Origin of the sequence: Cobetia sp. Ld8 (genome assembly GCF_045066615.1) — a bacterium.
Taxonomy (GTDB): domain Bacteria; phylum Pseudomonadota; class Gammaproteobacteria; order Pseudomonadales; family Halomonadaceae; genus Cobetia; species Cobetia amphilecti.
In genome coordinates this window covers 908,275-929,685 of record NZ_JBISHF010000007.1, presented here as the reverse complement: position 1 = coordinate 929,685, position 21,411 = coordinate 908,275, and the positions used below count along the sequence as shown (strand labels likewise).

The 21,411-nt window shown below is 61.1% G+C and carries 11 protein-coding genes; all 11 read right to left on the bottom strand.

Features of this window, described 5'->3' with window-relative positions:
- Nucleotides 1–91: 91 nt before the first annotated feature.
- The 11 genes from ACJJV2_RS08705 to ACJJV2_RS08655 all read right to left on the bottom strand — a co-directional run bounded on the left by ACJJV2_RS08705 (nt 92) and on the right by ACJJV2_RS08655 (nt 21,304).
- Nucleotides 92–9,319 (bottom strand): Ig-like domain-containing protein, encoded by a 9,228-nt coding sequence (locus ACJJV2_RS08705; protein ID WP_405280032.1) that lies wholly within the window; start codon nt 9,317–9,319, stop codon nt 92–94.
- A gap of 497 nt (nt 9,320–9,816) precedes the next feature.
- Nucleotides 9,817–10,623: a carbonic anhydrase gene (locus tag ACJJV2_RS08700; RefSeq protein WP_405280029.1), complete on the bottom strand. Its 807-nt coding sequence runs from the start codon at nt 10,621–10,623 to the stop codon at nt 9,817–9,819.
- A 232-nt stretch (nt 10,624–10,855) separates the two neighbouring features.
- A complete protein-coding gene (glp, locus tag ACJJV2_RS08695) occupies nt 10,856–12,175 on the bottom strand; it encodes a gephyrin-like molybdotransferase Glp (protein ID WP_405280026.1) in 1,320 nt (439 codons plus the stop codon).
- Nucleotides 12,165–12,695 (bottom strand): molybdenum cofactor biosynthesis protein B, encoded by a 531-nt coding sequence (gene moaB, locus ACJJV2_RS08690; protein ID WP_405280023.1) that lies wholly within the window; start codon nt 12,693–12,695, stop codon nt 12,165–12,167. Before moaB ends, glp begins: the two co-directional genes overlap by 11 nt.
- Before the next feature lie 2 nt (nt 12,696–12,697).
- The gene (locus tag ACJJV2_RS08685; RefSeq protein ID WP_405280020.1) at nt 12,698–13,042 is read right to left on the bottom strand and encodes a DUF1244 domain-containing protein; all 345 of its coding nucleotides are present in this window, start codon (nt 13,040–13,042) and stop codon (nt 12,698–12,700) included.
- A gap of 344 nt (nt 13,043–13,386) precedes the next feature.
- Complete coding sequence (locus tag ACJJV2_RS08680) at nt 13,387–14,433, bottom strand: formate dehydrogenase subunit gamma (RefSeq protein WP_405280017.1); 1,047 nt, start codon at nt 14,431–14,433, stop codon at nt 13,387–13,389.
- Between the two features lie 9 nt (nt 14,434–14,442).
- Nucleotides 14,443–15,102: a formate dehydrogenase FDH3 subunit beta gene (gene fdh3B / locus ACJJV2_RS08675; RefSeq protein WP_043333544.1), complete on the bottom strand. Its 660-nt coding sequence runs from the start codon at nt 15,100–15,102 to the stop codon at nt 14,443–14,445.
- 130 nt (nt 15,103–15,232) lie between these two features.
- Nucleotides 15,233–18,079, bottom strand: coding sequence for a molybdopterin-dependent oxidoreductase (locus ACJJV2_RS08670; protein WP_405280013.1), 2,847 nt, complete (start codon nt 18,077–18,079; stop codon nt 15,233–15,235).
- Nucleotides 18,080–18,293: 214 nt separating this feature from the next.
- Nucleotides 18,294–18,521 carry a twin-arginine translocation pathway signal gene (locus tag ACJJV2_RS08665; RefSeq protein ID WP_107334842.1) on the bottom strand — a complete coding sequence of 76 codons (228 nt, stop codon included), beginning with the start codon at nt 18,519–18,521 and terminating at the stop codon, nt 18,294–18,296.
- 85 nt (nt 18,522–18,606) lie between these two features.
- On the bottom strand, nt 18,607–19,383 hold the full coding sequence (locus tag ACJJV2_RS08660) for a molecular chaperone (RefSeq protein ID WP_405280010.1): 777 nt from the start codon (nt 19,381–19,383) through the stop codon (nt 18,607–18,609).
- 4 nt (nt 19,384–19,387) lie between these two features.
- Nucleotides 19,388–21,304 (bottom strand): 4Fe-4S dicluster domain-containing protein, encoded by a 1,917-nt coding sequence (locus ACJJV2_RS08655; RefSeq protein WP_405280008.1) that lies wholly within the window; start codon nt 21,302–21,304, stop codon nt 19,388–19,390.
- Nucleotides 21,305–21,411 lie beyond the last annotated feature (107 nt).

The following is a 21,411-nucleotide window of genomic DNA, read 5'->3' as shown; positions in this document are numbered from 1 at the left end:
TCTGAAGTGCTGCGTCATCCTGACGCTCTAGTGTTTCTGAATCATGCTGATCATCAAGGGAGGTGCCCCTTGCGGGGCACCTCGATCAGGTTTATCCGTTGCTGGTATTCACAGTCACGTCTTGATCGATATACAGCGTTGCCTCACCAAGCTGATAAGTATCATACGTCGTGCCGTTGAACTCGGTCGTTGTCGCGGAGGATGTTGCCCCAGCCGCTTCCACGCTATCGCCTTCATCGCCATCGATGTACAGCTCGTTATCACCATCGGTGAGGTTCAATACCGTATCGGCATCGATTTTCAGACTGGTGCCGGTCTCGCTGCTGGCCGAGATATCGAGAACTTCGATGTTGGCCGCAGTATTTACCGAAGCATCCGCATCCAGCAGGGCAGTCAGGTCAATGCTTTCCCCGGTATTGTCGAAGCTCAAGGTATCAATACCTACGCCACCATCGACGTCGAAGGTGAGGGTGGATGTTACGATGGTGTCATCGCCATCACCGCCATCGAATATATTGCTGCCAGCGCCACCGTATAAGGTATCGTCATCACCTCCACCAAACAGTAGATCATTCCCATCGCCGCCACTTGCGATATCGTTGCCATCTCCACCGCGAATCAGGTCGTTGCCGTTCCCACCTGTGAGAGTGTCATCGCCGGCATAGCCGTAGAGCTGCACATCAATCAAGGCAGAACTTTGATCGATGGTATTGCCGGTCGTATCGCCATCAAAGACCGAGTCATCATTGCCGTCCAGCACTCCTACGTCAGCCAAAGATGCCAGGCTTTGCGTTGTGCTGGCGCCATCGGAATCAGTGGCAGTGATGGTGATGGAGTTGAGTACCTCCACATTAGCGATGCCATCGTTTAGCGCTATCGTCGATAGCAGTTCATTGATGGCGAGATTGTCGATATCGCCATTGTCTATCGCAGTGATGGTAATACTGGCTTCGGGAGCCACCAGCCCCAGTAGTCCTGCACGACTCGTGGTTGTGAACTGCAGTCCCAATTCTGCAGCGAGTTCGCTGTTAGCCGTAAATTCTGGGCCGGTAAGTAATGTGCCCCCCACCTCCACACTCAACAATGGCTCGAAGGTGATCGTGACAGATGCCAGATTACCGTCAGCATCCGTCACGAATACATCGTTCTGTGAGAAATCGATGAGCCCAAGCGCTTCGAGCCCAACAAGTCCAAGTAACTTGCTGCTACTGGCGGTGACTTCAGGTGCAGAGTTTGTCGTTGTGTCCGGCTCTGTACCACCTTGGCCATTGAAGGTGACCTTGCTGCTAGCGGTATCACCGTCGCCATCAATGACTGTGAAGTTTACATCGGAGCTGATATCACCAAAGACCGTAGAGGAGTTGGCCTCATCAACGATTAGCTTGCCTTGCTCAAGCAGACTAGCAATGATTTCTTCATCAGTGGTGCTGTCGGCAACAAGGTCCACTCCTGCCAAGTCAATGTAATGATTGACTTGGCTTTCATCGTACCCAGAAGAAAATCCACCGCCGGTACTGATGGCGATAATGGTCTTATCCAGGCCAGCATCGTAAGTGATGTGCAAGAAGCTGGTGAGGTTATTGGCAGCATTGCCGAGACGCCACTCTCCTTGCAACATGCCGGAAAGGTCGATGATATCGCCGCCGGCTTCACTCAGGGGCAGGCTGGTATCAAAATCGGTGATGATGTCGGTCGCGATGCTGCCATCGCTGGTGATTTCATCGCCCGCTTCCCAGCGGAAGACGTCAACCCCAGCGCCGCCGGTAAGTGTATCGTCACCTGTTCCACCGATGATCAGATCACTACCACCACCGCCATTGAGTATGTCATTTCCTTCTCCACCGCGGAGAATATCTGCCTGTGCGCTGCCGGTGATCTCATCGTCGCCAGCGAAGCCGTAGAGACGGGAACTGCCGGTTTCTGAGGCTGCAGTCAGTTCTCCTGTACCCTCAGTATCTTCAATGACAGTAGCAGTGGTGCTGTTGCTACCGCCTAGAACACTCAAGCCAAGCAAACCACTGACATCGGCAGTGTCACTGAGCCCACCACTATCCATTACTGTGAGAGTTGTTTCGCCAAGTGCTTCAACGTCTATGGCACCATCTGACGTTATGACAACAGTAGCCAAGAATTCATTGAGCACCTGCTGATCAATTACCCCGCCACCCACTTTGGTTATCGTTAGGGTAGAGGCTCCAATTAAAGTAATAAAACCGAGCCCGATCCCAAGATCAAATTCGACACCCATGGTATCAGGCGTGACTATGAGTCCAAGTTCGACGGCAAGCTCCTGTGAATAGCCGAGTGTCACATTGGGCGACAATGCGTTGAGTCCAAGAAGTGCGGATTTCTCGATCACGACTTCAGTGATGTTATTGTCAGAATCACTGACACTCAGGTCCTGAGTGCCTGCCAAGTCAATAAGCCCTAGTGCTTCAATATCGACGATGCCCAGCAAGCCGCCTTGGCCGCTTATCGTAGCTTCTGGTGCGCTATTCGGACTATCGGTAATAGTGGAGTTACCACTATTGTTATAGGTGTAGGCACCTGTCTCGACGTTCACCGAGAGAGTCTCACCAAGCACGGTTTCTATCGTCAGAAGTCCGTCATTAATAGTAACGGTACTACCAATCTCGATATCGACCAAGGGCGAGCTGCCACTCACAGTGGCGCTTGATAAGTCATCGGATACGGTGAAAGTGACACCGTGAATAGTGGTCTGCTGAACATAGCCACCATCCGCACCGAACCCACCATCATCACCCAGGGCTGAGCCGTTATAGTCAGTATTGAGAGCAGATACGACAACGAACTGGTTCGCTTTAACCGTTGGGGTATCATCCACGACCTTGACACTGATAGTACTGGAGAGACTGGTGGCTCCATCGACTAGTTGGACACCGACGTCAAAGGTAAGGCTGTCAGCACCATCGAGTTGATGATCAATTCCTTGCGCGATAGTCGTGGTGTAGTTGCCGTTATCATCGATAGTGATTGTGATGACGGCAGACTCAACGCTGGTCTCTTCATCGGTATAAAGTGCCTGTAGTGTCTTGCTATCCGCAGACAGGCTCCAGACAAGCAGCTGGTCTTCTGCCTCAATATCAACTGCCGTCGGCTTCACTAATGTGAAAGTAGTATCAGTCGACACATTGCCGAATGACAATACGCCGCTGTCAGTAGCAGAGGTAATATCTGAATCGCTATCGGATGCTGGTGCGAAAGCGAAGCTTCGGAACATCATTGCAGCCATTGGCGCAGCGCCAATGCCGTCTTCTGTAACCGCAGAGTTCCCAGACTCCACGAAGGGTATGGTGCTCACTGTAATTGAGAACGTGTTTGAAGAATTGCTGACGTTGCCAGCTGCATCGGTTGTAACAGCGCTGAAGATATAGTCACCATCGACGAGTGCTTCATCTGGCATGAATGTCCAGTTGCCACGTTCATCGACACTTATAATATCCACTACATCTGACCCGTTGTAGAGAGTCAGAGTGCTGTTAGCTTCCGCTGTACCTCCAATGAGAGGAATTGTGTCATTGGTGCTATCACCATCGGTAAGAGGGCCCGTCGATGTCTCGACATCATCAATGATGCTGACGATGATCGGCGCTTCCGGCACCTCGGCGTCGATCACGACGGCCTGCGAGGCCACTGCGCCATCGTTGCCGGCGGCGTCCTGCACCTTGAGCTGCACGGTGGCAGAGGCGGTAAGGTCGGCATCAGCGTAGCTGACGGCAGTGCCGGACACGCTGCCGCTGATGTCGATCCAGGTGGTGCCGCCATCATTGCTGTACTGCAGGGTCTCGCCCTCGGCCAGTGCGGCATCCAGGGTGGCGGTGATCGTCAGGCCATCATCGTCATTGGTGACGAAGTCGTCGGCGATGCCGCTATCGTCGCTGATCGCGTCAATGGTCGCGGTGGTGGTCGGCGCGGTCACGTCGATCACGATGGCTTGGGAAGCCACGGCGCCATCGTTGCCGGCGGCGTCCTGCACCTTGAGCTGCACGGTGGCAGAGGCGGTGAGGCCGGCGTCGACATGGCTGACGGTGATGCCGTCGACACTGCCGCTGATGTCGATCCAGGTGGTGCCGCCATCATTGCTGTACTGCAGGGTCTCGCCCTCGGCCAGTGCGGCATCCAGGGTGGCGGTGATCGTAAGGCCATCATCGTCATTGGTGATGAAGTCGTGCACGCTCACATTGCCGGCTTCGTCAGTCGCAGTGACGCTGAAGACGTGCTCGCCATCGGCGAATTCAGTGCCTGGTGTGAAGCTCCATGTGCCATTGCTATCGGCGATGGTAGTGCCGATCACTTCACCATTATGCGTGACGGTGACAGTACTACCGATCTCGGCGCTGCCGGTCAGGGTCGGGGTGGCATCGTTGGTGCTGTCGCCAGAGGCGAGAGTGCCGGTCACGGCTTCCACATCATCGATGGCCGAGGTGATGGTCGGGGTGTTCGGCGGAGTCACGTCAGCATCTTCCGGCACATCGAGTGCCGCGGACGCTGCGCTTTCATTGCCGGCCGCATCGGTTGTCGTGGCTGTCAGAGTGCTGCCAGCTTCCTGCTCCGGTGAGAGCTCAACCGAGAAGTTGCCTTCTGCATTGACGACCGCGGTGCCCACAACATCATCGTTGGCATTGGTGACTTCCACCGTAGTGCCCGCTTCACCGGTTCCGGTGACGGTGGTGCCATCGGTCTCGCTCAGAACCGGCGCATCCGGTGCTGATGTATCAACTGTCAGCGTGAACTCGCCAGACGGCACGCTCACATTGCCGGCTTCGTCAGTCGCAGTGACGCTGAAGACGTGCTCGCCATCGGCGAATTCAGTGCCTGGTGTGAAGCTCCATGTGCCATTGCTATCGGCGATGGTAGTGCCGATCACTTCGCCATTATGCGTGACGGTGACAGTACTACCGATCTCGGCGCTGCCGGTCAGGGTCGGGGTGGCATCGTTGGTGCTATCGCCAGAGACGAGGGTGCCGGTCACGGCTTCTACATCATCGATGGCCGAGGTGATGGTCGGGGTGTTCGGCGGAGTCACGTCAGCATCTTCCGGCACATCGAGTGCCGCGGACGCTGCGCTTTCATTGCCGGCCGCATCGGTTGCCGTGGCTGTCAGAGTGCTGCCAGCTTCCTGCTCCGGTGAGAGCTCAACCGAGAAGTTGCCTTCTGCATCGACGACCGCGGTGCCCACAACATCATCGTTGGCATTGGTGACTTCCACCGTAGTGCCCGCTTCACCGGTTCCGGCGACGGTGGTGCCATCGGTCTCGCTCAGAACCGGCGCATCCGGTGCTGAAGTATCAACTGTCAGCGTGAACTCGCCAGACGGCACGCTCACATTGCCGGCTTCGTCAGTCGCCGTGACGCTGAAGACGTGCTCGCCATCGGCGAATTCAGTGTCTGGTGTGAAGCGCCAGCTGCCATTGCTATCGGCGATGGTAGTGCCGATCACTTCGCCATTATGCGTGACGGTGACAGTACTACCGATCTCGGCGCTGCCGGTCAGGGTCGGGGTGGCATCGTTGGTGCTGTCGCCAGAGACGAGAGTGCCAATGACGGCTTCCACATCATCGGTGGCGGAGGCGATGGTCGGGACATTCGGCGCAGTGATGTCGGCGTCTTCCAGCACCACCAGGGTGTCGGAGACTGGGCTTTCGTTACCCGCGGCGTCAGTGACGGTGGCGGTCAGCACAGCGCCGGCTTCCTGCTTCGGAGACAGCGTGATGCTGAAGGTGCCGTCATCGGCAACGGTGCCGGTGCCCAACAGATCGCCATCAGCATTGGTGATTTCGACAGTCCCATCGGCCTCGGCACTGCCATTGGCCGTCTCGCCATCGGTCTCGGACAGGATTGGCGCATCCGGTGCGGTGGTATCGACGGTGAGCGTGAACTCGCCAGACGGCGTGCTTTCATTACCGGCGGCATCAGTCGCGGTGACGCTGAAGATGTGATCGCCATCGGTCAGTTCGGTGTCCGGGGTGTAGCTCCAGCTGCCATTGGCATCGGCCACGATGGTAGCGACGATGTCACCATCGAGTGTGATGGTGACAGAACTGTCGACTTCGGCACTGCCGGTCAGGGTCGGGGTGGCATCGTTGGTGCTGTCGCCCGAGGCGAGGGTGCCAGTGACGGCTTCCACATCATCGGTGGCGGAGGCGATGGTCGGGACATTCGGCGCAGTGATGTCGGCGTCTTCCGGCACCACCAGGGTGTCTGAGGCAGCACTTTCGTTGCCTGCAGCATCGGTGACGGTGGCGGTCAGCTCGGTGCCGGCTGCCTGCTTGGGTGACAGCGTAATGCTGAAGGAGCCGTCATTGGCAACGGTGCCGGTGCCCAGCAGATCGCCATCACCATTGGTTATTTCGACGGTGCCTCCGGCCTCGGCGCTACCATTGACGGTGCTGCCATTGGCGGTCTCGCCATCCGTCTCTGACAGGATCGGCGCATCAGGAGCGACAGTGTCGATAGAGAGCGTGAACTCGCCGGACGGCGTGCTTTCATTACCGGCGGCATCAGTCGCGGTGACGCTGAAAACATGATTGCCATCGGTCAGTTCGGTGTCCGGGGTGTAGCTCCAGCTGCCATTGGCATCGGCCACGATGGTAGCGACGATGTCACCATCGAGTGTGATGGTGACAGAACTGTCGACTTCGGCGCTGCCGGTCAGGATCGGGGTGGCATCGTTGGTGCTGTCGCCCGAGGCGAGGGTGCCAGTGACGGCTTCCACATCATCGGTGGCGGAGGCGATGGTCGGGACATTCGGCGCAGTGATGTCGGCGTCTTCCGGCACCACCAGGGTGTCTGAGGCAGCACTTTCGTTGCCTGCAGCATCGGTGACGGTGGCGGTCAGCTCGGTGCCGGCTGCCTGCTTGGGTGACAGCGTAATGCTGAAGGAGCCGTCATTGGCAACGGTGCCGGTGCCCAGCAGATCGCCATCACCATTGGTTATTTCGACGGTGCCTCCGGCCTCGGCGCTACCATTGACGGTGCTGCCATTGGCGGTCTCGCCATCCGTCTCTGACAGGATCGGCGCATCAGGAGCGACAGTGTCGATAGAGAGCGTGAACTCGCCGGACGGCGTGCTTTCATTACCGGCGGCATCAGTCGCGGTGACGCTGAAAACATGATTGCCATCGGTCAGTTCGGTGTCCGGGGTGTAGCTCCAGCTGCCATTGGCATCGGCCACGATGGTAGCGACGATGTCACCATCGAGTGTGATGGTGACAGAACTGTCGACTTCGGCGCTGCCGGTCAGGATCGGGGTGGCATCGTTGGTGCTGTCGCCCGAGGCGAGGGTGCCAGTGACGGCTTCCACATCATCGGTGGCGGAGGCGATGGTCGGGACATTCGGCGCAGTGATGTCGGCGTCTTCCGGCACCACCAGGGTGTCTGAGGCAGCACTTTCGTTGCCTGCAGCATCGGTGACGGTGGCGGTCAGCTCGGTGCCGGCGTCCTGCTTGGGTGACAGGGTGATGCTGAAGGAGCCGTCATTGGCAACGGTGCCGGTGCCCAGCAGATCACCATCACCATTGGTGATTTCGACGGTGCCTCCGGCCTCGGCGCTACCATTGGCGGTCTCGCCATCCGTCTCGGACAGGATCGGCGCATCAGGAGCGACAGTGTCGATAGAGAGCGTGAACTCGGCAGACGCAGCGCTTTCGTTACCAGCAGCATCGGTTGCGGTGACGCTGAAGACATGCTCGCCATCGCCAAGCTCGGTGTTTGGAGTGAAGCTCCATGCACCGTTGCTGTCGGCGGTGGTAGTGCCGATCACTTCGCCATTATGCGTGACGGTGACGGTGCTACCGATCTCGGCGCTGCCGGTCAGGGTCGGCGTCGCGTCATTGGTGCTGTCGCCAGAGGCGAGAGTGCCGGTGACGGTTTCCACATCATCGATGGCCGAGGTGATGGTCGGGGTGTTCGGCGGAGTCACGTCAGCATCTTCCGGCACCACCAAGGCATCGGAGGCAGGGCTTACGTTACCCGCGGCGTCGGTGAGGGTGGCGGTCAGCTCAGCGCCGGCTTCCTGCTTCGGAGACAGCGTGATGCTGAAGGTGCCGTCATCGGCAACGGTGCCGGTGCCCAACAGATCACCATCACCATTGGTGATTTCGACAGTCCCACCGGCCTCGGCACTACCATTGACGGTACTGCCATTGGCGGTCTCACCATCCGTCTCGGACAGGATTGGCGCATCCGGTGCGGTGGTATCAACTGTCAGCGTGAACTCGCCAGACGGCACGCTCACATTGCCGGCTTCGTCAGTCGCAGTGACGCTGAAGACGTGCTCGCCATCGGCGAATTCAGTGTCTGGTGTGAAGCTCCATGTGCCATTGCTATCGGCGATGGTAGTGCCGATCACTTCGCCATTATGCGTGACGGTGACAGTACTACCGATCTCGGCGCTGCCGGTCAGGGTCGGGGTGGCATCGTTGGTGCTGTCGCCTTCCTCCAACGCACCAGTGATGGCTTCCACATCATCGGTCGCGGCGGCGATGGTCGGGGTGTTGGGTGCCGCGACATCGGCATCCTGCGGCACGGTGACTGCGGTGGAGGCTTCGCTCACGTTGCCGGCATCATCGGTGGCGGTGGCGGTCAGTTCGGTGCCGGCTGCCTGCTTGGGAGACAGCTCGACCGAGAAGTTGCCATCCGCATCGGCAACGGCGCTTCCTACGCTGTCGCCGGTGGCATTGGTGACCTCGATAGTGGCGCCGGGCTCGCTGCTGCCCGTGAGAATGCTGCCATTGGTCTCGTCGAGGACAGGCGCCTCAGGTGCTGTCGTGTCCTCATCCGAGGAGGAGCTGTCATCGCCGGTGGCAGCGGCTACGCCGACACCGGCGGCCACGGCAACGCCGCCTGCCACGAGGCCAGCGGTGCTGATGCCAGCCCCCGCGCCTGCGCCTGCGCCCGTTGCAGTTTCTACTCCCGCAGTGCCCGCACCCGCTGCTGCGGTAGTGAGTGCAGTCTCTGCCGTCGTCAAGGTCGCGGTACTGGTGAAGGGCACAGTACCCCCTGCTCCAGCTTCACCCAGACCCACCTGAAAGAGCTCACCGGCGAACTCATCGCCTTGCAGATACAGATGGCTGAGCTCGGTGGGGTCTGCGTAGAAGTTTTCGACCCTGATCAGTTCCCCGTTTTCAAGGGTGACAAGCAGGTTGTCTCCCTGGCGGGTCATCATCTCGATGTCACGGGGATGTAGGTTCAGGCTGACATCCGATGCTTCATTGAGGGGGATAGTGTCGACTTCGCGCAGGATAGCTTCCTGATTTGCGAGTTGGCCATGGGGGGCGATCTTGGCAGAGACTGGCATATGCGAATCCTCAATGGACTTCTTGAATGCTTTCCCGACTTCTTATTAATTATCAACAATTAACACATTATTATGGTTGGGATGAATTTTCTAGTTCTATCGTGATTGCAAGTTACGTTTGTGTATCGTTTGTATGTATTTATAAACGATCTGGAATTTTTCATTTACTTGCCCTGCATATCGAACGGCTGCCACCCCTGATGTCCAGAGGGGGCCTGGGTGATGTTGCATCACTTCAAGAACGCTTCGGCAGTCGGTTTGGATCATTCCTTGAGTATGGTTTTTCTAATCTGTGTTAGCTTGCTAATAAATTAATGCTAACTGATTAATATTGCGAAGAAAGATGGCAATAGTTCAAGTTACTCTTATAAATTAGTTCCTGCTGGCTGCTGATATCCGATTTTTTAACGTATGAACTATGTTTTTTGAAGGTGCAACAAGAAAGGCGCCACCCAAGAGGGTGGCGCCTTTGTCGTCCATGGAGTGCCTTGAATTAATCAGCGCTGAAGGGGACGGGCATTCTCTCCGCCTTGCCACTCATGGTAGGCGTCGATCTGAGCCTGGGAGGCTTCGATCGGCGTCTGCATGACAAACCAGGTGACGGGCTCAGAGCATGGCGGGGTGGTAAGCGAGCCGGAGTACTGCCAGCCAGCATGTTCGCGTGGCAGCAGCAGGTTGGCAGACAGGCCGCTTGTCAGGGTCTCGGAGAGGCCGCGCTGGGGCAGGCGACTCAACAGGCGGCTGAGAGCCAGGTTGTCATGCCCTTCCTCGACCAGTACGGCCAGCACGGCCAGCTTGCCTTCCGGCGTGCTGTGCACCAGATGGATTTCCATGGCGGCACGCTTGCCGTCGATGGCGTGCTCTGACGGCACATGCAGGTGCACCTGCGACAGGGTGTACTGGGTGCCATCCAGCGTCATGGTATTGCCGCTGGCCCCTTCGATCTGCAGGGTGTGGCCCGTATCGCGCGTGACGAGCAGCGGCGAGTGGTAGTCGAGTTTCGGGCCCGCTTCATTCAGCGTGCGTGACTGGCTGTCGATATCGATCGGCGACTGCTGGCTGCCGGCCGAACACTCGGCATAGCCCGGGGTGAGCTCTCCCCAATGCTCGGGGCCATTGGCTCCGGCGTTGGTGTCATCCGCGGATTCACTCGCATAGCTCCATTCAGTGACCGACGTGCCCGGCGCAGGCGACGTGGCAATGTCATCGGCGAGCGCCGGCAAGGATGACGACGTGGTGGCAAGCAGCACAGCCATGGCAAGTGGGCGTAACAGCGCGCAGGGCGACGAGGAAGAGGCTGGCATTGAGTTGTCCTTGCTCAAGAGTCCGTAACCGATCAGTGTCCTGAGCCGCCGTAGGCAGTCAGAACTCAGATGAATGAAGGCAGTCAGTGTGCCGGACTCAGGGGCGAGGTCAAGATGACGCTGGAGTGTCACTAGGGTGTCGCATTCCAGCGTCAGTTGTCGTGACAGTTATCGCGTCAGTAGTCACGACAGTTGTAAAGACAGTTGTGAAAACAGGGAGGGGGGAGCGGTGTCAGCGCTCGAGCCACAGGCATTCCACGCTGTCACCGTGGCTGAGCTGAGCATGGGGCGGAATCACGGCCAGTGCCTGAGCACCGGCGCAGGAGGAGAGTACCGCCGAGTTCTGGTCCGGGAAGGCATGTGCCTCAAGCTGTCCATCACTGCCGGGCGACAGGGTGACGCGCAGATGATCCTGACGGATGGCGGTGCGGGCTGAGAAGACCGCGCGTACCGTGAGACGTTTCAGCTCGCGCAATGCAGTGCAGTCGGTCATCTCGCCCAGTAACGGACGAAGGAACAGCCAGCCACCGACCCAGCTGGAGACCGGATTGCCCGGCAGGCCCACGACACGCACCGTGTCACCCCGGGGGCTGTTGATGCGCCCCAGCGCCAGTGGTTTGCCCGGTTTGATGGCCAGGCGCCACAGATCCAGGCTGCCGAGCGCCTCGATGGCGGGGCGGACGTGGTCTTCCTCGCCGACGCTGACCCCACCGCAGGTGACGATCAGGTCAGCCTGTTGCGCCGCCGAAGCGAGAGCGTCACGGGTGGCCTCGAAGGTATCGGCCACATTGAGCGGTGCCAGCACCACCTCAGCCCCGAAGTCGCTGAGCATCTGGCTGAGCATCACGCGATTGGAATTGTAGATCTGGCCGGGCTTGAGCGGCTGGCCGGGTTCGATCAGTTCATCACCGGTCGCGAACAAGGCCACTCGTACCTTGCGGCGCACCAGCACGTGACTTGCCCCCTGGCCACACAGCAGGCCCAGCGCGGCAGCGTCCAGTCGTGTGCCCGCCGCGAGCAATCGATTGCCCTTGCTGACATCCCGGCCTTGAACGCGAATGTTGTCGCCGGGGGTGCGAGGCCCGGGCAGCCAGGCCAGGGTGGTGCCATCTTCGTTCTCACGCAGTGTCACCTCTTCCTGCATGACCACCACGTCGGCGCCGTCGGGAATTTCCGCCCCGGTGAACAGGCGCGCGCAACTCGCCACGGCCAGCGGCGTGGCATGTTGGCCTGCCGCGATACGCTGACTGATCGGCAGCCAGGCACCGTCACCGATGTCCGCCACCCGGGCGCAGTAACCATCCATCTGGGAGTTGTCGGCAGGCGGCACGTCAAGCTCGGCATGCACGTCCTCGGCGAGCACACGTCCTGCGGCGTCACTGACTGCCACGCGCTCGGCTGGCATCAGCGGACAGCTGTCACGGAGCGCTGCGAGTGCACTGGCCAGGGGCGCCAGCCCCTTGGCGCCGACAGGCACGGCGTCGCAGCCACACTCTACCGCCGCGGAAGGCGACGGCTGGGAATGCGGGTCTTTACTGGCGTCAGTGGGCATGGGTTCCGCGCTCCGGGATCACCAGGTTGGCGAAGTTGCAGGGGCGGTGACGGCTGTCGAGCTGTTCCTTGAGGATGCCGTTCCAGGCCGTCTTGCAGGCGCCGGTGGAGCCGGGCAGGCAGAACACCACGGTACGGTTGGCCAGCCCGCCCAGACAGCGGCTCTGGATCGTCGAGCTGCCGACTTCCTGGTGTGAAAGCTGACGGAAGAGTTCGCCGAAGCCCTGGATTTCCTTGTCGAGCAGCACGCGAATGGCTTCCGGCGTGGAATCACGCCCGGTGAAGCCCGTGCCGCCCGTCGTCAGGATGGCCTGAACGGCCGGGTCCGCGATCCACTCGCTGACCACGGCGCGCAGTTGGTAGACGTCATCGGGTACGATGCGCTTTTCATGCAGGGTATGGCCAGCCGCCGTCAGGTTGTCGACCAGAGCGTCGCCGGAGCGGTCATTCTCTGCGGTGCGTGTATCCGAGACGGTCAATACCGCGATGGTGAGGCCGATCTGTTCGTCATTGCCGCTCATGATCAGTCCTTCTTGCCTTGTTGACGTGCCTCGAGCGCTGCCAGCTGCTCAGGGGTCGCCTTGGCCTGGTGATGTGTCTTCCACTCGGAATAGGGCATGCCGTAGACATGCTCGCGCGCCGCGTCGTAATCGAAGCTCACGTCGCGCTCCTCGCCAGCGGCCATCAGCCACTTGGACAGGCAGTTGCGGCAGAAGTCGGCGAGGATCATCAGATCGATGTTCTGGACATCCTTGTTGTCATCCAGATGCTTGAGCAGACGACGGAACGCGGCCGCTTCCAGCTCGGTGCGGGTCTGTTCGTCCAGTTGGCTCAGGTCTTGTACGGCTTGAGGGGTCGGGTCGCTCATCGAATTCTCCTGAGAAGGCGCAGCCAAGCGCCTGCCTTCATGCTGTCGGGGTGCCTGGTGGGCCCAGGCGGGATATCTGAAACTTTACGCAACTAATGCAGGGCTGTGAACCAGCGCTGCACGCCTGTGGCTTGGTCTGGGGTTTGGCAGACGGATTGGCAGGCGGGTTGGCAGGTGGAGTGCCAGTGGATGGTAGAGACTGTGCTGGAAAGCGAAAGAATGTGCTGGAAAGCGAAAGAATGTGCGCTGGCAAGCGAGAGAGCGGGCGCTGGCAAGCGAAAACGCCCGGCAGGCGAACCTGACCGGGCGTATCTTCACTCATCCTGCGGATGTCTGACGCCGCGCTAATTCGGACGTTGCTGACGTGCCAGACTATCGTCAGGCGCCGTGGCGGGGTCTGCTGCCGGGTCTGCCGCTTCGGCCTGCTTGACCTCGTCGTACCACAGATTGTGGTGCTGCTTGGCCCAGGTCTCATCGACATAGCCGGTCTTCATGCCCTCGAAGGCGCCCTCGGTACCGGCGGTGCCGATATAGATGTGGCCGAAGGACACCGCGATCAGCATCAGCGAGGCGATGCCGTGGAAGACATTGGCCCACTGCATGTTGTCACGCGTCTGGCCGAAGATCGGGAAGTCCAGCACCAGCCCGCTGGCAATCACCACCAGGCCGACCGTCGCCAGAATCCAGTACCAGGCCTTTTCCCCGCCATTGGCGAAGCCGGCATCCGGATGCTTGCCCTTCATCATGCCGCCACCCTGACGGAACCAGTCAAGGTCATGCTTTTTGGGGAGGTTGAGCTTCAGCCACTTGGCCAGCACCAGGATCAGCATGATCGAGAACAGGGGGCCCACATAGTTGTGGATCACCTTGGTCGCCATGATCATGTTGGCCCAGAATACGTCCCCGAACACATTGCGGAACACGAACTTGCCCCACAGCAGATTGATGCCGGTGATGGCCAGCGTCAGGAACAGCGTCGCCAGCGTCCAGTGCATGGCACGCTCCAGCGCCGTCCAGCGCAGCATCAGCTTGCCGCTGCGCGGGTGGTCCAGATTGTTGCGTCCCACCAGCAGGTAGAAGATCACCAGCACGGCCAGCATGCCACCCAGTGCGATCAGGCCGCCCGGTGAGATCCAGCGATTGCGGATCTGACGCCAGGTCTCGCCGCTCTGGTTGATCAGGCTGTAGTTGGAGTCATGACGGCTGTCGATGGAGTTGCCCCCATCCTTGACCTGCCGCCAGGTATCGGCGTCCACCGTGCCGACCGCCTGACCGATCTCGCCGTCAGGGTTCGCGGCCAGTGCCTGAGGAGCCAGCCAGAGACTGGCCAGCATCAGGCACAGGAACATGGCGACCACGGTCAACCGTGAAGCTGTAAAGTGCGCGCGCATGTCGCCTCCTTACCCCTTGCGGGCTGCGTCGTAGGCCAGGTGGTCCGCCTGCTGAACGCTGCTGGTGGTCAGGTTGGCAGACGTCTCCGGATGGCTGGCCTTGTCGACCGGCGACCAGGCGCCGTCTTCATGGCCACGGTAGACCACACGCTGACGGAAGATGTCGGAGACGGTCTCGGCATCGCCGGCCAGCAGGGCCTTGGTGGAGCACATCTCGGCGCACAGCGGCAGCTTGCCTTCGCTGATGCGGTTGGCGCCGTACTTCTCGAACTCTTCTTCCGGGCTCTCGGCCGGGCCGCCGGCACAGAAGGTGCACTTGTCCATCTTGCCGCGCTCGCCGAAGGCGCCTTGCTGCGGGAACTGCGGGGCGCCGAACGGGCAGGCGTACAGGCAGTAGCCGCAACCGATGCAGATGTCCTTGTCGTGCAGGACGATGCCGTCATCGGTCTTGTAGAAGCAGTCGGTGGGGCAGACCGCCATGCACGGCGCGTCATCGCAATGCATGCACGCCACCGAGATGGAGACTTCACTCGGCTTGCCGTCGTCCAGGGTCACCACGCGGCGACGCTGAACGCCCCATTCGGTCTCGTTGGCGTTCTTGCAGGCTGTCACGCAGCCATTGCACTCGATGCAGCGCTCTGCATCACACAAAAATTTCATCTGGGCCATGGTGCTTCTCCTTCACGGCCTGTCGCCGGGTTTCTCGGTCAACAGGCCGGATGATTCTGGTAACGGATACGTCCGATCGTGTCTTGCGCTGCGTCCGGGCCGCGTCACTCGGACGCGGCCGTCACTCGAGTCAGGCGAGGCTGACGCGGCACAAGGTGACCTTGGTTTCCTGCATCAGGGTCACGGGGTCGTAGCCGTAGGTGGTCGCGGTATTGGCCGATTCACCGAGCACATAGGGCACGGTACCTTCCGGATAGCGGGACTCGAGGGATTCGCCCTCGTAATGCCCACCGAAGTGGAAGGGCATGAAGACGACATCCGGACCGACACGCTCGGTGACCATCGCCATCACCTTGACGCGGCCGCCCTCGGCGCCCTCGACCCACACCATGTCGCCGTCCTTGATGCCCTGGTCATTGGCCAGGGCCGGATTGATCTCGACGAACATCTCCTGCTGCAGCTCGGCCAGCCACGGAATGGAGCGTGTCTCTTCGCCACCCCCTTCGTATTCCACCAGGCGGCCCGAGGTCAGGGTGATCGGGTACTTGGCGCTGACGTCCTTCTCCTGGATGGAGGCGTAGAGCGTCGGCAGACGATAGATGGACTCGGAATCCGGCCAGGTCGGGTAGTCCTTCACCAGGTCGCGACGCGCGGTGTACAGCGGCTCGCGGTGCTTGGGGATCGGGTCCGGGAAGGTCCACACCAGGGCACGCGCCTTGGCGTTGCCATACGGCATGCAGCCATGCTTGATGCACACGCGCTGGATGCCGCCGGAGAGATCGGTCTTCCAGTTCTTGCCTTCCGCCGCCTGCTTTTCCTCGGCCGTCAGGTCATCCCACCAGCCCAGCTGCTTGAGCAGCTTGTCGGTGAACTCCGGATAGCCATCCTCGATCTCGGCACCCTTGGACCAGGAGCCTTCCGCGAGGATGTTGGTGCCGTTGTGCTCCACGCCATAACGCGCGCGGAAGTTGCCGCCACCCTCGGCCACCGTCTTGGAGGTGTCATACAGGATGGGCGAGCCCGGGTGACCCATCTCCGGCGTGCCCCAGCACGGCCAGGGCAGGCCGTAGAAGTCGCCGTTGGCAGGGCCGCCACGGGCCTTGAGCGTCTCGAAGTCGAAGGTGTGCCAGTTCTGCTGGTGAGCCTTCAGGCGCTCAGGGCTCTGGGCGGTGTAACCCACCGTCCACATGCCGGCATTGAACTCGCGCGTGATGTCCTCGACGACAGGCACGCTGCCCTCGACCTTGATGTTGCGGAACAACTCGTCGGCGAAGCCCAGCTTGCGAGACAGCAGGTACATGATCTCGTGGTCAGGCTTGGACTCGAACATCGGCTCGATGACCTGATCGCGCCACTGCAGGGAGCGGCTTGAGTTGGTCACGCTGCCGGTGGTCTCGAACTGGGTCGCGGCCGGCAGCAGGTAGACGCCGTCGGTACGGTCGTGCATGACGGCGGCGATGGTCGGGTAGGGGTCGACCACCACCATCATGTCCAGCTTGGCCATCGCCTTCTTCATCTCCGGCCCGCGGGTCTGGGAGTTGACGGCATGGCCCCAGTAGAACATCGCCTTGAGCGCGGTGCGCTGGGAGATGCGGTCCGGGTTCTCGAGCACGCCATCGACCCAGCGCGAGACGGTGATGCCGTTGGTGTGCATCGGCTTGCCGTCGTGATATTCGGTCTGGTCGTAGCGGTTCTGGATCCACTCGAAGTCGACGTTCCAGACCTTGGACCAGTGCTTCCACGCGCCTTCGGAGAGGCCGTAATAGCCCGGCAGGGAGTGGGACATCAGGCCCAGATCCGTGGCGCCCTGGACGTTGTCGTGGCCACGGAAGATGTTGGCGCCGCCACCGGACTTGCCGATGTTGCCCAGCGCCAGTTCCAGAATGCAGTAGGCGCGGGTGTTGTTGTTGCCGGTGGTGTGCTGGGTACCGCCCATGCACCACACGACGCTGCCCGGACGGTTCTGGGACAGGCGGCGCGCGACGTCGAGCATGTCGGCCTCGTTGACGCCGGTGATGCGCTCGACTTCCGCCGGCGGGAACTTGGCGACTTCGGCACGCACTTCATCCATGCCGTAGACACGCTGCTGGATGTAGGCCTCATCTTCCCAGCCGTTCTCGAAGATGTGCCACAGCAGGCCCCAGATGTAGGCGACATCGGTGCCCGGACGCAGGCGCACGTACTTGTTGGCCTTGGCGGCGGTCCGCGTGAAGCGCGGGTCGACGACGATGATCTCGGCGTTGGAGCGCTCCTTGGCCAGCAGGATGTGCTGCATGGCCACCGGATGCGCTTCGGACGGGTTGGAACCGATGAACAGGATCGAACGACAGTTGTGCATGTCGTTGAAGGAGTTGGTCATCGCCCCGTAGCCCCAGGTATTCGCGACCCCGGCCACCGTGGTGGAGTGACAGATACGCGCCTGGTGATCGACGTTGTTGGTGCCGAACAGGGCCGCGAACTTGCGCATCAGGTAGGCCTGTTCATTGCTGAACTTGGCCGAACCCAGCCAGTAGATGCTATCGGGGCCATGCTCCTTGGTGAGCTCGTGCACCTTGTCGCCGACTTCCTCGATGGCCTGTTCCCAGGAGAGCTTCTTCCACTTGCCACCTTCGAGCTTCATCGGGTACTTGAGGCGACGGTCAGAGTGACCATGCTCACGCAGCGATGCGCCCTTGGCGCAGTGCGCGCCACGGTTGAAGGGGTGATCGAAGGCGGGTTCCTGCTTGGTCCAGACACCTTCCTGGACCTCGGCATAGACGCCGCAGCCCACGGAGCAGTGTGAGCAGATGGTGCGCTTCGTCTCGACCGGCGCGTCAGACACTTCGGTCTTGGCTTCGGCGCGTTTCATCATCGGGGCGGCCATGAAGCTCGCGGCGGCAAGGCCGCCGGTGGCGACACCGCTGCGTTTCAGGAACTGGCGGCGGTTGATACCGAGTCCTGAGGTCTCTTTGGCAGAGGGGGTGGGGGTCAGTCGCATGACATCATCTCTCCTCGTCACCCGAATCATTGCCCGGGCCGCGTAAGCGGGTCAGGGGGCAATGTCGGGAGCGGCGGTCTTTCAGATCAGGGGCAGTCCTGATCCGTGCCGACTTGTCACTGTCGATGGCGGGCGGAAACCTCTCCGCGCTGCCCGTTGTTCAGGCCGCTGGCCGCGCGCATGGCGCAGGCTCAGGGCACTGTCTGTCTTGCATTCAGTCACGCAGCGTGGCGTAGAAGGCCTTGACGTGATCACTCTCGCGATAGTTGTCCGTGCCCTTGTCCTTGACGGGGGCCTCTGGCGCGGCCTGGTCCGGAATCACGGCACCGGCCAATGACCCTGCTGCGGCAACCCCTACGGTGCTGGCGCCCAGTACGCGCAGGAATTTGCGGCGCCCCTGGCGCGCCTGGTTATGGCTGTCTTTTGCGTCATCAGTCTTCATGCTGATCTCCTGTCGGCAATGCTGCTGGGTAATGCGAGATGGTTAGCGTTGCAGTCTCGAATGTTGCTTCACGTCATGCGTGACATCAGTGTCTTGCGCCGGGCGCCACACTGGCTGGCGTGACGAGCTGGACGGCCTCGGCCGTCACCTGCTCGCCAGAGTTGTTTTCGGTAGCCGCATGCAGCGGGATCGAGTCGCCGAGGTTCAGGCGCTCTGCCCGCAGGAAGGCCTGCCCCAGGTAGCCGACGGCGGCATAGAAGGGGCTCTCGCGTCCCGCGAGGTCGGCGCAGCAGCGCTCGCCCCAGCTGGCCATATGGCGGCGGAAGAAATTGACCTGCTCGCCGGGCACCTCATCGATCAGCATGGCCATCACTTCGCACAGTGCGCCGAGATGATCCTCGGGCTCATGCACGTCGCTCTGGCGTTCGAAGCCGAGGCGTTTCAGGTCCTGGCGCAGGGCGACCAGCGGCATTTCCATCAGCGAGCCGGTGAGGTACCAGCTGGCGTAGGGCACTACCTCGCCCTGCACCACGCCTACCAGGCTCTGGAAGAAGTCGTCTTCCAGCCGGCGCGAGTCGCTGACGCGGGAGGCCAATGACAGCGACGCCAGCGCGCGCGGCAGTTGCTGCTCGGCGGTCCCGGGCAGGCTGATGGCGTCATGGTCGAGTTCGGCCAGAAAGTCGATCAGCTCCGCATCCGGTGCCGCGCGCAACAGCCGCGCCAGCAGCCGGTAGAGGTCGGCGCGCAATGCCTGCTGTTCTTCACTATGGCTTATCAGAGAGTCGGCCGCAGTGGTGTCAGGTGCACGATCGTCAGTCCCACCTGCTGCAAAGTCGTCGGGAGTCGACGTGGGTGATGTCATTGGCTCAAACCTTGAGTTGGGCATCGGGATTACGTGCCATTTCGTGCCAGATGTCCTTGACGCGGCAGTCGCTGCACATCTTCAGGCGCAGTGCGCCATCGCCCTGGAAGTAGGCATGCGAGGCCAGTTTGGTCTGCATCGCCGTGATGGTGGCGGTGGAGCCGAACGGCGTGCCACAGCTGATACAGGGGAAGGGCACATCCTGCTTGATCAGCTGCGGTTCGCGGCGCACGTCGGGCTGCGGAGCAAAGCCAGGCGTCAGGGTGATGACCTGCTCCGGGCATGCCTGCTCGCACAGGCCACACTGCACGCAGTCACCTTGAGTGAAGGATAGTGCAGGCGACGTGCGATTGGCCGAGAGGGCGCTGGTCGGGCAGACGGCGACGCAGCCCTGGCACAGCGTGCAGTTGTCGCTGTCGACGTTCACCACGCCGAAGGGCGCGCCTGTCGGCACGGCGACGCTGTCCTGCGCCAGGTCCGCGACCGACAGGGTCGCCAGGTGATCGAGCACCCGATTGAGGCGTTCGCGCTTGCCGGGGCGTGCCTGCGGCTGACCCAGCAGCCAGTCACGGGCGATCGGCTGGCTGGGCTGCTGCTCTTCTTCACTGTCAGCGCCCGGTGCCAGAGCGACACACAGCGGCGTGATCAGGGGCAGGGGGTCAGCTTCGTTGCTATCCATTTGTGGCAGGGGGGATGGCAAAGAGACGAAGCGAATGCGCGGCTCGCCACTGTCCGCATTGGCAAGCCCCATGCTGTCGAGCAGGGTCAGCGCCAGACGCCGTTCGCTATCGAGTTGCTGGTGCTGGCCTGCGGGCAGGTCGTGGGGCAGTTCGACGATGACCTGCGTCGCGCCGAGTGCGAGAGCGGCCAGCCACTCGTCGTGCCCGGTGGCGGAGATTTCCTCGAGGGTGATATCGAGGCAGCGCTCCTGGTCGACACTCGCCAGGGCAGTCTGCGAGGCAGGGGATTTCTCCAGGCGATAGCGCAGCAGCGGGTAGAGGCCGCCGCCATCCTGATAGCGCTCCAGCAGGCGCTGGATCTGCTCCATGCGCTGCTCGGCCGGGGGCTGGGTGAAACTCAGCGCGCCGGTCGGGCAGGCGCTGACGCAGCTGGCCGCGCCGTGGCACAGGTAAGGGTCAATCTCGATATGCGCATTGCGACGACCGGCCACCGAGAAGATGGCATCGGCGCTGCACGATGACAGGCAACGCGTGCAGCCGATATTGCCGGCACTGGAATGCGCGCAGGTATCGAGATTGACGGTCACGTAATTCGGTTTGTCGAAATTGCCGATCAGGCCCGCGAACTGCATCGCCCAAGCGGTCAGCTGTGACAGTGGTTCCTGAGAGGCCTCAGCATCGGCGACCAGCTGATCCAGCTCGGCGATGATGTCCGCGCCGGCTTGCAGATAGCCGGGCGGTGGCAGTTCCGCCTGGTTGAGCGGCTGGCTGGACAGGTCGGCGATCAGATCGAAATGGGTCGCGCTGCCGGCACCTTGCGGCACCAGTGCGGCGGCCAGATTGACGCCATCACTGGCAAGGCTGAACTGGCCGAGGTGACCGCTCAGCGCGAGCATGTCACGCGGAGCACTGTGCGCAGGCAGCGACTCACTGGCGGCGAGATGCTGTTCATCCATCGTCACCAGCGCACTGTTGTCCTGCTCACTGATCAAGAGTGCCACCGGCAGCTGAGCGGTGGCCGGCAGGCGGGTCAGCAGACTCGCCAGTGCTCGCACTCGCGCTTCGCTGCCGATGATCACGGTGCGTCCCTGACTGTGATAGCGGATGGGGGCGCTACCGGCATCCGTCGCCAACAGCGGCAGACTTGAGGCAGGCGAGCCACCCATGGCGGATGACAGGGCGCGTTGGCGTGCTTGTTGATTGAGGGCGCGCTGAGCGCTCTCGAGGCTTGAGCTGAGCATCCTCATCCTTATTCGGTCGTGGCGGACCTGGCATGCAAGCTGCCGTCAGGTGGCAGGCGGATGATGCAGGTCCCGGTCGTCGCTGATTCTCGCGGTCTCTCGCGGTC